Source organism: Streptomyces sp. NPDC051913, from assembly GCF_044593635.1.
GTDB lineage: Bacteria > Actinomycetota > Actinomycetes > Streptomycetales > Streptomycetaceae > Streptomyces.
Genome location: NZ_JBIUCI010000005.1, coordinates 507222 through 523784 on the forward strand (window position 1 = coordinate 507222; position 16563 = coordinate 523784).

Annotated in this window: 16 protein-coding genes; 15 read left to right on the plus strand and 1 reads right to left on the minus strand. The window is 70.7% G+C overall.

What is annotated here, in order from left to right; genetic code table 11:
* Positions 1-70 precede the first annotated feature (70 nt).
* The gene (locus ACIHIX_RS18325) at positions 71-1102 is read left to right on the plus strand and encodes an endonuclease/exonuclease/phosphatase family protein (protein ID WP_399956747.1); all 1032 of its coding nucleotides are present in this window, start codon (positions 71-73) and stop codon (positions 1100-1102) included.
* A gap of 136 nt (positions 1103-1238) precedes the next feature.
* On the opposite strand, the gene ACIHIX_RS18330 is transcribed toward ACIHIX_RS18325, so the two are convergent.
* Positions 1239-1373 (minus strand): hypothetical protein, encoded by a 135-nt coding sequence (locus tag ACIHIX_RS18330; protein WP_399956750.1) that lies wholly within the window; start codon positions 1371-1373, stop codon positions 1239-1241.
* A gap of 462 nt (positions 1374-1835) precedes the next feature.
* Here ACIHIX_RS18330 and ACIHIX_RS18335 point away from each other — a divergent pair, with 462 nt between their 5' ends.
* The 14 genes from ACIHIX_RS18335 (at position 1836) to ACIHIX_RS18400 (ending at position 16528) form a co-directional block, all read left to right on the plus strand.
* Positions 1836-2612, plus strand: coding sequence for a phosphotransferase (locus ACIHIX_RS18335; protein ID WP_399956753.1), 777 nt, complete (start codon positions 1836-1838; stop codon positions 2610-2612).
* Between the two features lie 61 nt (positions 2613-2673).
* The gene (locus tag ACIHIX_RS18340) at positions 2674-4572 is read left to right on the plus strand and encodes an ATP-binding cassette domain-containing protein (RefSeq protein WP_399956756.1); all 1899 of its coding nucleotides are present in this window, start codon (positions 2674-2676) and stop codon (positions 4570-4572) included.
* 101 nt (positions 4573-4673) lie between these two features.
* Positions 4674-5147 (plus strand): LexA family protein, encoded by a 474-nt coding sequence (locus tag ACIHIX_RS18345; RefSeq protein ID WP_399956759.1) that lies wholly within the window; start codon positions 4674-4676, stop codon positions 5145-5147.
* A gap of 127 nt (positions 5148-5274) precedes the next feature.
* Positions 5275-6189, plus strand: coding sequence for an NUDIX domain-containing protein (locus ACIHIX_RS18350; RefSeq protein ID WP_399956762.1), 915 nt, complete (start codon positions 5275-5277; stop codon positions 6187-6189).
* A gap of 46 nt (positions 6190-6235) precedes the next feature.
* Entirely contained in the window at positions 6236-7498 is a 1263-nt protein-coding gene (locus tag ACIHIX_RS18355) for a methyltransferase domain-containing protein (protein WP_399956765.1), read from the plus strand.
* A complete protein-coding gene (locus ACIHIX_RS18360) occupies positions 7495-8352 on the plus strand; it encodes a class I SAM-dependent methyltransferase (RefSeq protein WP_399956768.1) in 858 nt (285 codons plus the stop codon). The genes ACIHIX_RS18355 and ACIHIX_RS18360 overlap by 4 nt, the downstream gene beginning before the upstream one ends.
* On the plus strand, positions 8349-9752 hold the full coding sequence (locus ACIHIX_RS18365) for a phosphotransferase (RefSeq protein WP_399956771.1): 1404 nt from the start codon (positions 8349-8351) through the stop codon (positions 9750-9752). The genes ACIHIX_RS18360 and ACIHIX_RS18365 overlap by 4 nt, the downstream gene beginning before the upstream one ends.
* Before the next feature lie 36 nt (positions 9753-9788).
* Complete coding sequence (gene fxlM / locus ACIHIX_RS18370; protein ID WP_399956773.1) at positions 9789-12089, plus strand: methyltransferase, FxLD system; 2301 nt, start codon at positions 9789-9791, stop codon at positions 12087-12089.
* Positions 12090-12170: 81 nt separating this feature from the next.
* Positions 12171-12728, plus strand: coding sequence for an NUDIX domain-containing protein (locus tag ACIHIX_RS18375; protein WP_399956776.1), 558 nt, complete (start codon positions 12171-12173; stop codon positions 12726-12728).
* Between the two features lie 41 nt (positions 12729-12769).
* Positions 12770-13744 carry an endonuclease/exonuclease/phosphatase family protein gene (locus ACIHIX_RS18380; RefSeq protein WP_399956779.1) on the plus strand — a complete coding sequence of 325 codons (975 nt, stop codon included), beginning with the start codon at positions 12770-12772 and terminating at the stop codon, positions 13742-13744.
* Positions 13741-14427: a hypothetical protein gene (locus tag ACIHIX_RS18385; protein ID WP_399956782.1), complete on the plus strand. Its 687-nt coding sequence runs from the start codon at positions 13741-13743 to the stop codon at positions 14425-14427. The genes ACIHIX_RS18380 and ACIHIX_RS18385 overlap by 4 nt, the downstream gene beginning before the upstream one ends.
* A complete protein-coding gene (locus tag ACIHIX_RS18390) occupies positions 14424-15068 on the plus strand; it encodes a hypothetical protein (RefSeq protein WP_399956784.1) in 645 nt (214 codons plus the stop codon). The genes ACIHIX_RS18385 and ACIHIX_RS18390 overlap by 4 nt, the downstream gene beginning before the upstream one ends.
* Before the next feature lie 76 nt (positions 15069-15144).
* On the plus strand, positions 15145-15954 hold the full coding sequence (locus tag ACIHIX_RS18395) for a tetratricopeptide repeat protein (protein WP_399956787.1): 810 nt from the start codon (positions 15145-15147) through the stop codon (positions 15952-15954).
* Between the two features lie 109 nt (positions 15955-16063).
* Positions 16064-16528 (plus strand): DUF6082 family protein, encoded by a 465-nt coding sequence (locus ACIHIX_RS18400; protein WP_399956790.1) that lies wholly within the window; start codon positions 16064-16066, stop codon positions 16526-16528.
* Positions 16529-16563 lie beyond the last annotated feature (35 nt).

Here is a 16563-nt window from a genome sequence, read left to right on the forward strand (position 1 = left end):
GCTCACTCTCGCCAGCTCGCTCCGTGCACCAGGCATCTGATCCGTTCCTCCACCTTGTAAAGGACATCGCATGCGCATCGCCCGCCCGTCCTCCCATGCCCCGTCGAAGTCGTCCTACGGCCAACGAATCGTGCGGCTGGTGTTGGCGAACGTGGAGCACGACGGTGGCCCTGACGAGAAGCCGGGAGTGCTTCCTCGCCGGTGGCACCTGAGCTACGAGCAGACACTGGCTCCGCTGGAGGCCGACTGGTTAGGGCTGTCAGAACTGACGTATTCCCAGGCCAGGCCCGATGCCGACGACGAGGTCAAAGAAGCCGCCGACCAGCGGTGGCAAGCCCTGCAGCGGACGCTCGGGATGCGCGGGTTCCGCGCTCACATGGGCCAGGGCCGCAACCCGACCGGGCTCCTGGTGAAGCGGTCCACCTTCCCCGGTGGGGTGCAGCACCATCACCCGAAGGTGTTCAGGACACCGCCCGCCAACGTGCAGCTGGCGCTTCCGGACGTACCGCACGTGCCGATCGTGACGGCCAGCTTCCACAGTTCGTTCTGCTCGCCTGCCGGCCGGGCGGCCGAGGGGTACGAGCTGACGGCGCTGGTGGACAAGGTCAAGGCCCACCACAGCACCGGCGTCGAGCGGCCTCGGGCGGCCTGCTGGCTGTTCGGCGACACGAACGAGTACCCGCTGCCTGTGGGCGAGTCGGTGCCGGAGATCGACTGGAGCACGGTCACCGACCTCGTGCACCGCCGCCACCGCGCGCTGAAACAGCCGGACGGAACGTGGCGGAGCTGCACAATGCTGGACGAGCTGATGCTCGACATCAACATGCACGACCCGGCCCGGTTCGCTGCGCGCCGCCTCGATCAGCATGACGCTCTGGCTTGGACGTCGGGGTTCGCCGCCGTCGGTCAGGGCGGTGTGTCCCGCATCCTCCGGGGCTCCATGGACCCATGGACCGTCCAGGCTGTGGTGGGGGTCACGGTGCTGGACATGACCGATCTGAGCGATCACCACACCGTGGTCGTCGACCTCTCCCACAGCAAACTCGTCGAAGCGCTGCAGCGGGCCTTCGCCCCGCTTGCTGCCTGGGACTTGGCTGCCTGACCCCGATGGCTACCTCACTCCCCATCCCGTGGGCACGACGCCCGACGCACACCGAGCACCCAGCAGGACAAGGAGCCCCGGCTGATCTCCGCTGTCATCCAACGGCTTATCGAACCACAGGGGCTCGCAGGACCGGTCACGGCGCGGTCCAGGCGCGCGAGCCGCGGTCCGGCAGACCGGTCCGCCGCACCACAGCGGCGCGCAGCTGCCCTCCGCAGACCGCCGGCCACCGCGCAGTGGCGGAGGCGCCGATCGCCGTGCTCACCTTCACCAGCAATCCCTCGATCAGGTGATGACGCACTACACCTGGGGTCGAACGCCGGATCACAGCCGCATCACCCAACGACTCCAAGGGCAGCGTCGCCGCGCTCGAACTTTCGTCCGACAAGTCGCCCCCATGCGCCCGTGACGGCTTCTTGATCAGGCACGTTCTTCAGGCACCGATGCCATCCGACCAACCGCAGGAGGTTGTCATGAATCCCGTCCCCGCCACCGCCGCCACCCCTCCTGTGCTCGAACAGCCTGCCCGGCACACGGCATCCCTCAGGGTGTTCGCGATGCACCGTGTTGACGCTGTCGCCACCGAGGCGGATCCGTCACGACGCGCACCGGGGTGGGGGGCATGACCGAGCCGACCACACTTCCGGCGCCCGTCCTGGACTGGGCACGCTCCTCACTGGGCTCCCTCACAGTTGACGACGCCTCCGACACTTGCTCACCCCGTGTTTGGGAGATGATCCGTCACGACGGCGGGGACCGCTTCTTCGTGAAACTCGCCGCCGGCCCCGCGTCGTTCACCCGGGCCACGTTCGCCTACCGCCATGCCGTGCCGCGTCTCGGTGCCGGCCGAGCGCCCCGGCTGGCGGCAACCTCGGCCCAGCACCTTGCGCTGATCGTGACCGCCGTGCCCGGCACCGCACTGTCCCGGCTCCAACTGAGCGACTCCGCGCTGGAGACGGCCTATCGCAAGGCCGGAGCCCTGCTCGCCCTGCTGCACCAGGCCGGAAAGCTGACCCGGTCGACGCACCAACAGGCGTCCACGTCACTGCGGCGGACCGCCGACCGCGCCGAGCAGTACGTCGAGGCCGCCGGGGAACATCTGTCTGCGGAGCAGCGAAAACTCGTGATGGTCCGCGCGGTCGAACTCCGGCTCCTGGACCGGCTCCCGCTCGGCTACATCCACGGCAACGCCCAGGCGGACCAGTGGATGTGGGCCGGCCCACGGCGCCCGATGGCGTTGACCGGCTTCGGGTACGCCCGCTTCGCCGCGGTCGTGGAGGACTTCGCGCTGATGGCCTGTGGAGCCTGGGCCGAGCAGCCGCGGCTAAAGTCGGCGTTCCTCGCCGGCTACGGCCGACGCCTTAGTGACGAGGAAAAGCACGCACTGGTCTGCCTGACGGCCCTGCACGCAACCACGTTCCTGGCCAGGGGCGCGGCACGCGGGCATGCCGCGGTGGCGGAGCATGGGCGCCGCCTCCTGGACCGGCTGGTGCAGGAGGCGCACGCGTGAGTGATCTCATTCAACGTAGCGGCCGCAGGTGCGGCGTCGTCCCGGACCGCAGGAGGTGCCCGTGAGCACCGACGCGACCGACCAGGCACCATCTCTCCGGCCGTCCCGGGTGCCGCCTCCGCCTCCGGCCGAGATCCGCTACGGCGGCAGGTTCGGGAAAAACCCGCTGGCCGATGCCACGTTCGGGGCGATGTGCCGGCGGCTGCCCGGGGTGCTGGCGCAGACCGCGCGGATGGCATGGGCAATCGACCGCCGGGCCGTGCTGCTGCTGGCTGGCTGCCAGCTGGCCATCGGCGCCGCCGCCGTCATCCTGCTCACCTCCACGGCGCGGGCGATGCGCGCGATCCTGGCCGACGGTTCGGTGGCCGACCGGCTGCACGAGGCACTGCCCGCACTGTGGGTCATCGCCGCCGCGGCAGCAGTGGGGCGGATCGCAAGCGCGCTGTCGTCATATGCGGACGGCCGGATCACACCCCGGCTGACGACCGCGGAGGACAGTCGGCTCGTGGCGGCGGTGTGCCGGGTTGAGGCCGCCGCGCGCGCCGAGGACGGCTTCGCCGACCGGCAAGAGGCAGCGGAGATGGGGGTGGTACGCGGCCATGTGATGGTGCAGGACGCCACCCGGTTCACCGCCGCCGTGGTCCGCATGGTCAGCGCGAGCGGAGTGCTGTCCGTGCTGCACTGGACGATGCTGCCGCTGCTCCTGCTCGCCGTCGTCCCGGCCGCCGTGGGCGCCATCCGGCACGCACGGCTGCAGTACGAGACGCACTACGCCAACGTGGCCGACCGCAACGTGCGTCAGAACATGCGGGGATGGCTCGTCAGCACGAAATACACCGACGAGATCCGCGCCAACAGCATGTCCGGCTACCTGGAGTACTGGCACCGGGCGATCTCGGACCGCATCGACCAGCGGATCGTGGACGTCACTCCCCGCATGCTGAGGGTCGCGCTGTCCAGTTCGGCCATCGGCGGCATCTTCCTCCTGGGCACCTGGGCAGCACTGGCGTGGCTGGCCGCCACCGGGCGCATCGCGCCGGCGATTGCCGCCACCGCGGTGGTCGCCGTGCAGACCACGCTCGCCGCCCTGAGCCAGCTGGTCATCTACGGGGCTGCGATGTTCCACACCGCGCTCTACCTCGCCGACCTGGAGGCGTTCCTCGCCTTCGCCGACGAACGAGCGCCCAGGCACGGCGAGTTGGCGCTCTCGGGGCCGGTGGAGGAGATCCGTCTGGACGAGGCCGTCTACTGCTACCCGGGCAAGGAGACTCCGGCGGTGGCCGGGGTGTCGCTGACCGTGCGACGCGGGGAGATCCTCGCCGTGGTCGGCGAGAACGGCTCGGGAAAGTCCACGCTGACCCGGCTGCTTGCCGGGATCTTCCTGGCGGACAAGGGCCAGGTCTCCTGGAACGGCCACAGCCTCGCCGGTCTTGACCCGGACCGGCTGTGGGAGCGGTCCGCGCTGGTGCCGCAGCACTTCGCGCAGTGGCCCCTGAGCGTCCGCGACAACGTCACCCTCGGACAGCCCCGAAGTCACGACGATGCGCTGGTCTGGCAGGCCCTGGAGGCGGTCGGCCTGCGCACGGTCGTCGAGGACCTACCCCACGGACTGGACACCTTGCTGGCCAGGGAGCTGTGGGGTGGCACCGAGCTGTCCGGCGGGCAATGGCAGCGCCTCGCGTGCGCGCGAGCCCTGTACCGCAGCCCCGACCTGCTGATCCTGGACGAACCGACCAGCCAGATGGACCCCCGCGGCGAACACGCTCTCCTTCAGCAGATCAAGACCATCGCCGGCGAACGCATCACCGTCGTGGTCACCCACACCCTGATCAACACCAAGATCGCGAACCGGATCATCGTGATGGAAGGAGGCCGCATCACCGAACAGGGCGGCTACGAGGAACTTGCCGCCGGAGGCGGCGAATTCGCCCGACTACTCGCCTGCTCCCAGGACCGGTAACCCAAGGGTGCCGCCCTGCCAAGGGCGGCACCCGCACTTCGGCATTCCGCTGTAACTCCGTTGCTTCATCCACCCCGAACAGCCAAGGACGACTCCATCCCATGTCAGCTAGAGACATCCCCCTGCGGCTGCGGCAAGAGCAGGTCCTCACCTTCATCAAGGACTCGACCGCACGCCGCGGATTCCCGCCCTCGTACCGCGAGATCGCCGACGCGATCGGGGTGAACAGCACCTCCACCGTCAAGTACCACCTGGAGCGCCTCGCGGCGCTGGGACATCTCACGCTTGATCCAAAGCGTCCCCGCACGTGTCAGATAGCGCTCAACACCGAACCGCCCGAGCCGGCGCACGACCTCCCAACGGCCGCGTGCCACTTCCTCACGCCCACGCCCACCGAGGACGCATCCGGGACGGCGTACGTCCTGCAGATCATGCTCGGACCCCGCCTCGGCCACGCCCTGCTCAACGGCGCCCAGCTGACCGTTGAGCACGACACCCAGCCCGACCCCGACCGGCCGGCGACGAAGCACGCCACCATCGTCGGCCGGGTCACCGCCGTCACGCACCCGCTGTAGCGGCGTCACGCCCGCTACCAGGATGCGCGCCTGCCCGCCCGCGACCCGACCCCGCCCTCGGTTTCCCCAGTGACTGGCCTGCACGAAGGCGTGACCCCTTGCTCGACATACGGATGGAGGATCTTCTGTGACCGCACCGGCTCTCGCCACCACCACGGCGGCACTGCTCGTCAACGATGACGGGTACTTTCTGCTCCACCTGCGGGACGCGAACAAGGCCATCGCCGCCGGCGGACAATGGTCGCTGCCCGGCGGCCATCCCGACCCTGGCGAAAGCCTGGATGAGACGATCGTCCGCGAACTTCACGAAGAGGCCGGCCTCGACATCCCCGGCCTGGTCCCGTTCGCCGTCGTCGAGCACACCGACGCCGATGACAAACCCGTCAGCCGCATCCAGGTGTACGTCGGCCGCTGGAACGGCGACCCCGCGCTGCTGCCGCTCACAGAGGGCATCATGCTGCGCTGGACCGATCCGGCGCAGATCCCGTGTCTGACCATGGACCCGGGGACCACGGCCGTCCTCGACCACCACCGCACCGCACCGCGTGCCCGGCCCCGCGCCGGCGAAGCGCTGCCGGTGCTCCGTGTCCGCAGTCGCGACACGAGGACCGTGCCGGTCGTGATCGGCGTCCACCTGTATCTGGAACGGGGCGGCGAGATCCTCCTCGGGCTGCGCCACCCCGACTCGGCCTATGCGCCGCTGCAGCACCACTTCCTGGCCGGGCACTGCGAGCAGGAGTCCGCCACCGCCTGTCTGGTCCGGGAGGCATGGGAGGAGGCCGGTCTGGTGATCAGCGCCGAGGATGTCGAGCTCGTGCACACCGTGCATCTCGTGGATGCGCCCGGCGGCCAGCCCCGTATCCAGCTGGTCTTCCGCGCCCACCGGTGGCAGGGCGAGCCGGAGGTGAAGGAGAAGGACAAGTGCGTCAGCTGGGGATGGTGGCCGATCAACGCACTGCCGGAGGCGACTGTCACCTACACCCGGGTCGCTGTCGACCGCATCCAACAGGGCGGCCGTTACAGCGAGCTCGGCTGGACCTGACCCCGCCCCCCTGTCCTTCTCACCGTCCTCAAAGGAGACGCTCGCCGTGCCTGAATCCGCCTCACCCGCAACCTCGGCCTCGCCCGCCGTGGACGACAGCGATGCGGCAGCAACAGCCCGCGCTGCCATGGTCGCCCGCCTCCACCAGGCCGGGAACCTGTCCCCGGGCCCGCTCACCGAGGCGCTTCTGGCGCTGCCCCGCCAGATCCTGATGCCGCAGGCGTACGTACGGCACAGCCTCCCGGATGAGACCGTGCCGCGCTGGGAGCTGCTGGACTGGGCGGTGACGGACGACCAGGAGGAGCTGCTGCGCGTGCTGCACAGCGGCGACAGCGTCGCCGTCCAGCACGACGGCGAGGCGCTGCTCGGGCGGGCGCGCGGCTGGCGTTCGGGCGGGGCGATGACCTCCATGTCCAGCGTGCTGGGCATGACCGCCGAACTGCTGCAGGAGCTGGATCTGCGCGGCGGGCAGCGGGTGCTGGATGTGGGGACCGGCGCGGGCGTGACCGCCGCCGTGGCCTGCCACCTGTGCGGCGACGGGGGCGTGACCACCATCGACCGCGATCCTCATCTGACCGCTGCCGCCGAAGTCCGCCTCGCCCGGCTGGGGTTCGAGCCTGCGGTCGTGGCGGGGGACGGCGAGGCGGGCTGGCCCCCGCGGGCGCCCTATGACCGGGTGTTCGTCTCCTTCGCCGTTCCCAGGGTGCCGCCGGCGCTGGTGCAGCAGCTCGCGCCCGGGGGCCGGCTGCTGGCCACCGTCGGCAGCAGCTCGCCGTCCTGGCCCGGGCTGGCCGTGGTCACCAAGAACGCGCAGGGGCATGCCCAGGGCATCTTGCGGGCGGTGGAGTTCGGGCACCGCGCCGGGTGGGGCTGGGAGCGCCCCTTTCTGGACGCGGCCTTCCGAAGCCGGATAACCACGCAGGCGGGCGTCACGGTGTCGGGGCTGAGGCCGCCGCCACCCAATGCGGCACGGGGGTTCTGGCTGGCGCTCGGTCATCTGCGGCCGGGCCTGGTGCGGCACTTCGGCGCCGAGGAAGTGGCCATCGGTGCTCCCCAGGACGACTCCTGGGTGCGCGTGGGGCGGAACGGCGCAACGTGCACGGTCACGGAGTTCGGGCCGCGCGGGATCTGGCAGGAGATCGAGGAGATCGCCGCCCGGTGGCGGGCGGCCGGCGAACCCGGCGAGTACCGGATCGAGTTCGATCCCGACGGCACGCAGTGGGCGGTCGCCGGCTCCGGCCGCACCCGGCTGTCCTGGCCCCTGAACGACGACCGCCCCTTCGAGTGCGAGAACGGAGAACCGCGGTGAACCACCCCGCCCCCTCCCATACCGCCCCGGATCCGGTGGACCCTCCGCCGCTGTCCGGGACGATGGCGCGGGCGTACGCCCGCTTCCGGCCTCGGGTACCGGATGAGGTGGCCTGGCTGCTGGCCGACGCCGTGGCGGGCATGCCGGCGGTGACGCTGCTGGATCTCGGCGCGGGCACCGGGCAGGTCGCCGCCGCGGTGCTGCCCGCGCTGCCCCGCATCCGGCGCGTGGATCTGGTCGACCCCAGCCGGGCGATGCTCCGCGAAGCGGTCCTGGCCCTGCACCCGCTGATGGGCGATCGGTCCCTGGCCTGCCACGAAACACCTGCCGAGCACTACGCCGCACGCGGCCCGGCATGCCGAGCCGATTTGATCACCTGCGCGAGGGCCTTCCACCGGATGGACCGCGCCGCCGTGCTGGCGATGGCGGACCGCATCGCCGCCCCGCACACCGTGCTCGCGCTCCTGGACGACGGCCCCGTGCTCGCCCACCGCTCCGACTGGGCAGGCCCGTTGCGGGAGTTGATCCACTCCTCTCTCGACCCCGACCACAGCCCCGCAAGGCCCTCGCCCCGCTCCGCGCAGCACCTGCACTACGAGAGCGACCTGGCCGGCTCCGCGTTCAGTGACGTCAGCCGGCACCTGTTCCGCTTTCCCCGCACCTGGACACCCCAGCAGGTGATCGGCTGCATGCGCACCACCTCCTGCGCCCGCCCCGAGCGGTTCGGCGGGCAGCACGCCGCGTTCGAGGCCAAGGCCGCACGGCTGCTGGAAACCTACGCATCCGATGGCCTGTTGACCGAGCAGGTGGACTTCACCGTGCTGCTCGCGCGCCGCCCTCGGGGCGCGAGGTGAGCGGGCACAGCGCCGCAGGGCGCTATCGAGTTCCGGCCGATGTGCACCTGATCTTGTTGCGCGAAGGCCCCCAGGGGCAGCAGGTGTTGCTGTCGCGGCGGGCCGGTGGGGTGTATGCGAGCGGGATGTGGCATCTGCCGTCGGGACACCTCGACGGCCCGCACGAGGACGTCATCGACGGCGGTTGGCGCGAACTCCTGGAAGAGACCGGCGTACGCACCGGGCGGGCGGACGTGCAGGCGGGGGTCACCGTCCATCACCGCGCCCCGGCCGGCGCCGCGCGGATCGGCATGTTCCTCGTCATCCGTGTCTGGGAGGGCGAGCCGGAGATCACGGAACCGGAACTGTGCGACGGGATGGACTGGTTCGGGTGGCAGGCACTGCCGGAGCCGATGGTGGCCTACTGCCGAGCCGGTCTGGATGCCTACCGTGCCGGCGCCCGCCTGGCCGTCCACTTTCAGAAGCCCGGTGATCCGATCGCCTACGATCCCGCCGTCGACCGGCTCTACATCGTCCCCGACGCACCGCTCCAAGACGATGCGGAGCGTCCGGAGGATGCGGTGTGCGTCTTCGCCGAGCAGGCGGTGGGCCGGATCACGCACTGGGCGGACAGCTCGTGGCCGCGTGAGGAGAGCCAGGTCTGGCGGGCCACCGGGGCGCGCGGCGGCGCCTGGTACGTCAAGCGGCACCAGAACGAGCGGTTCCACGCCCGGGAGGTGAAGGCGCTGCGGCACTGGGTTCCTGCTCTTGGAGCGCGGGCGCCGCGCCTGGTCGCCACCGACGGTCCGGGCCGCCTCGTGGTGATGACGGAACTGGCCGGACATCCCCTGCACGGCCAGACCCTGCCCGCCGCACTGGAGCAGGAGGTGCACCGGCAGGTCGGTGAACTGGTGGCCCGCTACCACCACGCGGCCCCCGCGAGCGTGGCCCCGCCGCCCGGGCCCGGCAAACTCCACCGGCACCTGGACAGCGCCCGCCCCCTGCTGGCCGCCGGGGACGAGGACCTCGCTCTCGCCCTCGCCGCGCGCCGCGACACCCTGCCGCCCGCGCCGCATGTGCCCACCCATGGTGACCTCCAGCCCCGCAACATCCTCCTGAAGACCGTCGGTGACGGAAACCTGCGGGCCGGGCTGATCGACTTCGAACGCAGTGAACTCGGCCCCGCGGTCCGCGACTTCGTGCGGCTGTCCGATACCTGGCTGGGCCGCCCGGACCTGATGGAGGCGTTCTTCACCGGCTACGGACGCCACCTGACGGGGGAGGAGCTGGAGCGGCTGCGCTGTGAAGCCGCCCTCGACGCCGTCAGCGGCATCGCGTACGGCCGCACCCACCACGACCCCGAACTCCTCGAACGCGGACTGCGCACCCTACGCGCCCTGCGCACCCACACCTTCCTCTGACATCCCTCCCCTTCTGCCCGGCAAGGAGACTTCCCGGTGGCCTACACCACGCCCGATGAGTGGAATACGCACTATGCCGACGGCGGTGCGTTCCGCAAGCTCGGTGACGCCGAGCGCCAGCTGCTCGCCCGGCACGCCCCCGCCCCGGACAACGGTGTTGCCCTGGACATCGGCTGCGGCACCGGGGAACTGGCCCGCCATCTCGCCGACAGCGGCTACACCGTTGACGCCCTCGACTACGCCCCCGCCGCGCTCGCCCGCGCCGAAGCCGACACCGGTCCCGATACGCCGGTCACCTACCTGCTGCTCGACATCGAGGACGACGGCCCCCAGGCCCTGCCTCACCCCGCGTACGACTTGATCGTCTGCCGTCTGGGCTGGGCGTTCATCCGTGACCGCACCCGCGTGATGAACCAGCTGCGCGAACGCCTGCGCCCCGGCGGCGCCCTGTGCGTCATCACGCCCGTCGCCTCCGCCGTGCCGGACGGCAAGCGGGACATCGCCCTGGACGAGGAGGAGATCACTCTGCTGTGCGCGGGCTGGAAGGTTGCCGACCGCCACGACGCCGACGGGCTCGCGGTGATCGTCCTGCGGGAGCCCGTGGCGGTTGCGGTCCGGTGCGCCGGGAAGGGACGGCCGTCCCCGCACGCCCTGACCGGGGCCGGGGTTGTCGTCACCGACCCGCGGGGGCGGATTCTGCTCGGCTGGTCGGCCCGCCGCGGGGTCTGGGAACTCGCGGGCGGGAAAAACGACGTCGACGAGGATTTCGTCACCGCGGCCGTGCGGGAGCTGGAGGAGGAGACCGGGCTGGCCGCTCGCGATGAGGATGCGCGGTTGCTGGCCGTGCTGATGGACTCCGTCCACGGCATCCCCCGGCTGACCGCCGCCGTCCGCGTCACCGCCTACGACGGTGAACCGGCCGTCCGTGAGCCGGACTTGATCAGCCGCTGGGAGTGGATGGAGCCCGCCGACCTGCCCCGCCTGGCCCAGCCGCTGTTCACGCCGAGCGCGCACGTCATCGACACCGTCTGGCCCGGACTGCTGCCCGGGCTGCCGCCCGTCCACCGCTATCGGATCACCCCCGCCGCGATCCCGGAACCCGCCGAACAGGCCGCCAAAGCCGCCGAGTTGCGGCACACGATGGCCGACCGGCTGATCCGCGACGGCTATCTGAAGGAGGGCAGCGCGATCGAGACCGCGTTCCGGCAAGTGCCCCGACACCGCTTCCTGCCCGGCATCGACCTGGACGACGCCTACGACCCGATGACGGCGCCCGTCACCCGACGCGCCCCCGGCGGGCAGGCCACCAGCAGCGTCTCAGCCCCCTGGCTGCAGGCCGTCATGCTCCGCGACGCCCGCCTGGGCCTCGGCGACACCGTGATCGAGATCGGCTCCGGCCCCAACGCGGCCCTCGCCCAGGAACTCGTCGGTCCGCACGGCACCGTGACGAGCATCGACATCGACCCCTTCGTCACCGACCGCACCCAACGCTTCCTCGACGACACCGGCTACCACGACGTCCGCGTCCACCTCGGCGACGGAGAACAGGCCCCCGCCACGCTCGCACCCCCCGGCAGCGTCGACGCCCTGATCGTCACCGTCGAGGCCCGTGACATCCCGCCCGCCTGGACCGACTGCCTCACCGAGGGCGGCCGGCTCGTCGTCCCGCTGCGCATCCACGGCTACACCTGGTCCATCCCCTTCACCAAACGCGACGGCATCCTGGTCGCGGACGAATACACGGTGTGCGGCTTCGTCCCCCTCCAAGGACCCGGCTACCGCCCGGATCACACCGTGCGGCTGCGCGGCGGCGAGGTCACCGTCCGCTTCGCCGACGGCACCCCCACCGACACCAGCCGCCTCGACGCCGCGCTCGCCATGGACCGCACTGAATGCTGGACCGGCGTCACCATCGGCGGAGACGTCCCCTTTGACATGCTGATGCTGTGGCTGGCCACCCACTTCGACGAAGGGTTCGCCCGCCTCACCGTCGATGCGGATCTCGACACCGGCCTCCTCCAGCGCCCGAGAGGCTGGGACGCCGCCACCCTCGTCCGCGACGACTCCCTCGGCTATGTCCTGACCCGCAAACTCCCCGATGACCCGGCCCGCGAACCGCTGTGGGAATTCGGCATCCACGCCTACGGGCCCCACGCCCAGCAGCTCGCCGACACCCTGGCCGGCCTCGTCACCGCCTGGGACCTCCACGCCCGCACCCTGAGCCCCCACCTCACTGTGCATTCCGCCGCTCGCGCCGACGCGGTGCTGCCCCCAGGCCACGTCCTGGACAAACCGCACACCCGGCTCGTCTTCGACTGGAACCACGACACGCCCTGACGCACACCGTCCTGCCGCGCCGGGTACTCCGCCGGCCCCGCACCCGTGTCCCGCGTACGTCCTGACGATTCGGAGGACCTCATGTCTGATCCGCCGCCCAGCTCCGCCACGCCGCCGAGCACCGGATTGACGCCCGCCGCGTATGGGGCCTCCCGGGCCACCGTGTGGACCGGCGCGTCCGTGCTCATCACCGACGCAGCCGACCGCATCCTGCTGGAGCGCGTCACCTACCGCACCACCCGGCTCCTGCCCGGCGGCGCCGTAGACGACAAGGAAGCCCCCACCCGGGCAGCTGCCCGCGAGGTCCTGGAGGAACTGGGCATCCACCTGCCGATCAGCCGGACCCTGGCTGTGGACTGGGTCCCGTCCACCACACCCGGATACGACCCCGCGCACTTCCCCGGCGAGATCATTTATGTCTTCGACGGCGGTACCTGGGACAGCGAACAGATCGCCGCGATCCGCCCGCGTCAAGGCGAGATCGAAGGCGTCGACTTCGTCGACCCCGCCGACCTCCCCGCCCTGATGGCGCCCGGCAACGCCCGCCGCGCCCTGGCCGCCTTCCACGCCCGCACCACCGATGGCGCGGTGGTACTGCAAGACGGCTACCCGATCACTCCGCCGTCCCCTGCTTCTTGACCCGCCTGCCCACGTCAACTCGCCTGCTGTGAAAGGACTTCGTGTTGCTGAAGATAGGCAACTACAACGCCTACAAACTCCGTCTCGACGCCCTGGGAACCGCCGCCTGGAAGGCACGCGTCGCAGCGGTCCGCGAACTCGACCCAGATCTTCTCGGTATCCAGGAAATCGTGGTCGATACGCCGAACACTCCGCGCGAGCAGTGGGATGCCGTAGCCGCCGATACGGTGGCAGCGTTCGCCGACGGCTGCGGACTGACCGCCGAGATCACGCCCACCGACGGGTATCCGCACGGCGTGGCGATGGCCGCCGACGGCCACCCCCACCGAGCCTGGTACACGGCCGTACTGTGGAACCCCCGTACGGTCGGCTACGTCCCGGGCAGCTACCGGCCCCTCGGTGTTCCTGACTTCTGGCACGGACTGACCACGGCGGCCTTCGACATCGGCTCCGCCGAGCCCCTCACGATGGTCGCCTACCACGGAGACCCGTTCCGGCCGAACTGGCGGGCGGAGGAAGCCCTGCGCATCAAGGGCCTCCTGCGCCGCACCGGAGGGGTGAGGCCCGCTCTCGTCGTCGGTGACTTCAACGCCCTGTCCGCCGCCCAAGTGCCGGGCCCGGACGGGGCACCGGTCTATTACGACAGCGAGGCATATGCCCAGCAGGACCACGACGATCTCGAATATCAGGTCCAGGCCGGCACCATCGGCGGAGCCCAGCTGGCCGACCGGCGCCAGAGCGAAATCCTGCTGCGCCGCGGCTACATGGTGGATGTAGCGGCCCATCTGGGCGTTCCGTGGCAGGCCACGGTGGGGCACTGGGAGGATGGGAAAGGCGACCCCGACCCCTGGGGCGAGCGCAGGATCGACCTGATCCTCGCCACCCGGCCCGTCGCTCCCGCCGTGACCGGGTACGGCGTCCTGGACAGCAAGACCGCGCTGGCCGGTTCGGACCACCGGATCATCTGGGCAACCCTCGATCCCTCTCTGATCGCGGTTGAAGAGGGTGGCCGGTGAGACGGTTCTTGACCCAGGAGCGGCTGTGGCGGAGTACGGACGGGCCGGACGAAGACCGGGTCAAGCCCCACGTGCTGTGGCTGCCCGACCAGCCGGAGGTGCTGGCCTACTTCGCCCGTCTCCGTGAAACCCTGGCTTCCTACCAGGACATCATCACGCCGGTCGCCGAGCCTGACCTCCACATGACGATCCAGAAGATCGAGTCCCTCGACCGCGACGGACGGCGCATCGACGCCGAGCGCCTGTTGCAGGCCGCGCCGACCGTCCAAGAGGCACTCGCCGCAGTGGCGCCGATCAGGATCGAGATCGGACCGCCCCGCGCGTCCGCGTCCGCAGCGCTCACCGACGTGTGGCCCGAAGACGAACTACACCAGCTCTACCTCGGCGTACGGGCCGGGCTCGACGCCGCCGGGCTATCCCTGCCCAAGCCCTCCGCCTGGTTCTGGGGCCACATGACCGGCGGATACGGCCTCCGCGACACCGATACCCCCGAACTCGCGGCGCGCTCGGACCAGCTCGCCTCCCACATCGGCCGCGCTCTTCGTCCCGGCGCCCGCGTGGCGGCCACCGTCTCCTCTCTTTGGCTGGTCCTGGAAAAGCAGGACCCCGTGGCGAACACCTACACCTTCAGCCGCGTCGAGGAGATTCACCTCGGCCGCACCGAACGAGGACAAGGATCATGAAAGCGTTCTCGCCGACGTTCCAAGGTCGCGAGTGGAAATCCGGGAGCGGCGCACTTCATCTTTACGTCCGGCCAGAGCCGACGGACAGGGAGTTCTACGACCTCGCCGCGGCGTGCCGGGCGGTCATGGGCGAGTACCCCATCTGGTGTGTGCCCGATGACCTCGTGCACATCACCATCGAAATGGACGCCGCCGCCCCCAGTTCCGGCATCAGCACCGACGAGCGCAGGAGTCTCATCGCCGCGCTCAAAGCCCGCCTCACGCGTATCAAGCCGTTCACCGTGCTGTGCGGCTCACCGCTCGCAGGCCGCACTGGGACGGTTCTCGACACCCATCCCGACCAGGGCCTCGTGGCCCTGCAAAACCTCGTGCGCAACGCGCTGTGGGAGGTCCACGACACTGCGGCGATCTCCAGCGGGGGTGGCCGTGCGCACGCGTCCCTCGGCTACGCCTACGACAGCGCCGACTCCGACCCGCTCCAGAGCGCCCTGCGCCGGATCACCCCCAGCCACGCCCCGCTGACCGTGTCCCGCCTGCACCTGCTCGACGTGCGCTGGACCGCCCACCCGCGACCCGAGGGCGGTGTCCGCTGGGAGATGGACTGGGACCCCGTCGCCGTCCTCCCGCTGGGCACCGCGTAACCGGCCCCCGCGGGCATCACCGCCCGCAGGGCACGGCATGAGCAGGCGCCGTTCCCACCGAAAGGAATCAACCATCATGAACACGTCCACACTGGACGACAACCTGCGCCAGCAGGCCGAACGCGCCCTTGATACCGGCGACTTCACCGCCGCTGCCCACCTGTACGAGCGGCTCCTGCCAGACATATCCCCGGCCCCGGGCGCCGAGGACGCCGATACCCTCGCCGTGCGCGTGCAGTACGCGCTCGCGTTGTACGGTCTCGCCCAATACCCGGCCGGCGAAGTCCAGCTGCGGCACGTCCTCCAAGGGCAGCAGCAGCTCCTGGGCCCGGACCACCCCGACACACTGACCACGCTCGCGCGGCTCGCCGACAACCTGGGCGAACAGGACCGCTGGCCGGAAGCAGACGAGCTGTCCCGCACCGCGGTCGAGCGCGCCACCGCGGTCCTGGGCGCGGAGCACCCGGCCACCCTGACCTGCCGCCTCACCCTGGCCTGGGTGCTGTACCACACGGTCCCGCGCGAGTCGCAGGACACCATCCGCGCCACGGTGCGGGACATCGTCGCCGTACACGGTGACGGCCACCGCGACGCCTGGGCCGCCCGCCACCTGCTGGTGGAGACCATGTGGTTCCTGGGCCAGAGCGACGAAGCCGAATCCGAGGCCCACGCCCTGATCGCCCTGCGGGAAGAGCACCAGGGCCCCGAGCACCCGCACACCCTGCGCGCCCGTGCCGACCTCGCCCTGGTCCTGCACACCGCCGGCCGCACCACTGAAGCCCGGACACTGATCGACAGCGTGGCGGAGACGATGCACCGCGTGCTGGGCGACGACCACCCGTACGCGACCGGAATCGAGGCCACCCGCAACACCATCGCCGGATGAACACCACCGTGCACCGGATCGTCGCCCAGCGGTGCCGGAGTGGTCTTGCCACCCCGGCGACCAGGCAGCACGATCAGGTGCCAGGACCCGAACGAGCCCTGGAGGATGCGTGACCGCTCTACTCGCCGTGCATGCTGCACTGATCGTCGTGGCCATCGCGCTCGCGGTCGTGGCCTTCTTCCAGTGGCGTGCTCGTAGGCGTGATGATCTGCGGATGCACGCGCTGGAGCTCCATGTGGAGCTTCTCCGTCAGGGAGCCGCGGACCCGGAACTGGCCAAGCTGTGGGTGACCGAGCGGCTGGCGGGGCTCACCGATGCCGAGATCCGGGCTCACCTCTATCTCAACGCACGGGTGACGGTGCTGGAACTCCAGTGGGAGACGGGCGGGTTGACGCCGGTTCATCTGCGGGAGGCGGCCGAGTCGCTCCTCGCGACCCCCGAGGGGCGCCGCTACTGGGAGCGAGGCCGAGAGGTCCGTGCAAAGGTCGCCGAAGGTGCGACGAAGCGCGCCTTCCACGAGGTGTTCGAGGCCGCATACCGCAGCCGTTACGGAGCGACTCCGGTCGCCACCTGAGCTGATCCTTCCGCGCCGCGGTCCGAGCCGTTCAG

Excerpts from the sequence above, each read along its gene's own strand:
- ACIHIX_RS18325 (WP_399956747.1), top strand. The coding sequence starts at position 71 with ATGCGCATCGCCCGCCCGTCCTCCCATGCCCCGTCGAAGTCGTCCTAC.
- ACIHIX_RS18335 (WP_399956753.1), top strand. The coding sequence starts at position 1,836 with ATGATCCGTCACGACGGCGGGGACCGCTTCTTCGTGAAACTCGCCGCC.
- ACIHIX_RS18345 (WP_399956759.1), top strand. The coding sequence starts at position 4,674 with ATGTCAGCTAGAGACATCCCCCTGCGGCTGCGGCAAGAGCAGGTCCTC.
- ACIHIX_RS18375 (WP_399956776.1), top strand. The coding sequence starts at position 12,171 with ATGTCTGATCCGCCGCCCAGCTCCGCCACGCCGCCGAGCACCGGATTG.
- ACIHIX_RS18390 (WP_399956784.1), top strand. The coding sequence starts at position 14,424 with ATGAAAGCGTTCTCGCCGACGTTCCAAGGTCGCGAGTGGAAATCCGGG.
- ACIHIX_RS18395 (WP_399956787.1), top strand. The coding sequence starts at position 15,145 with ATGAACACGTCCACACTGGACGACAACCTGCGCCAGCAGGCCGAACGC.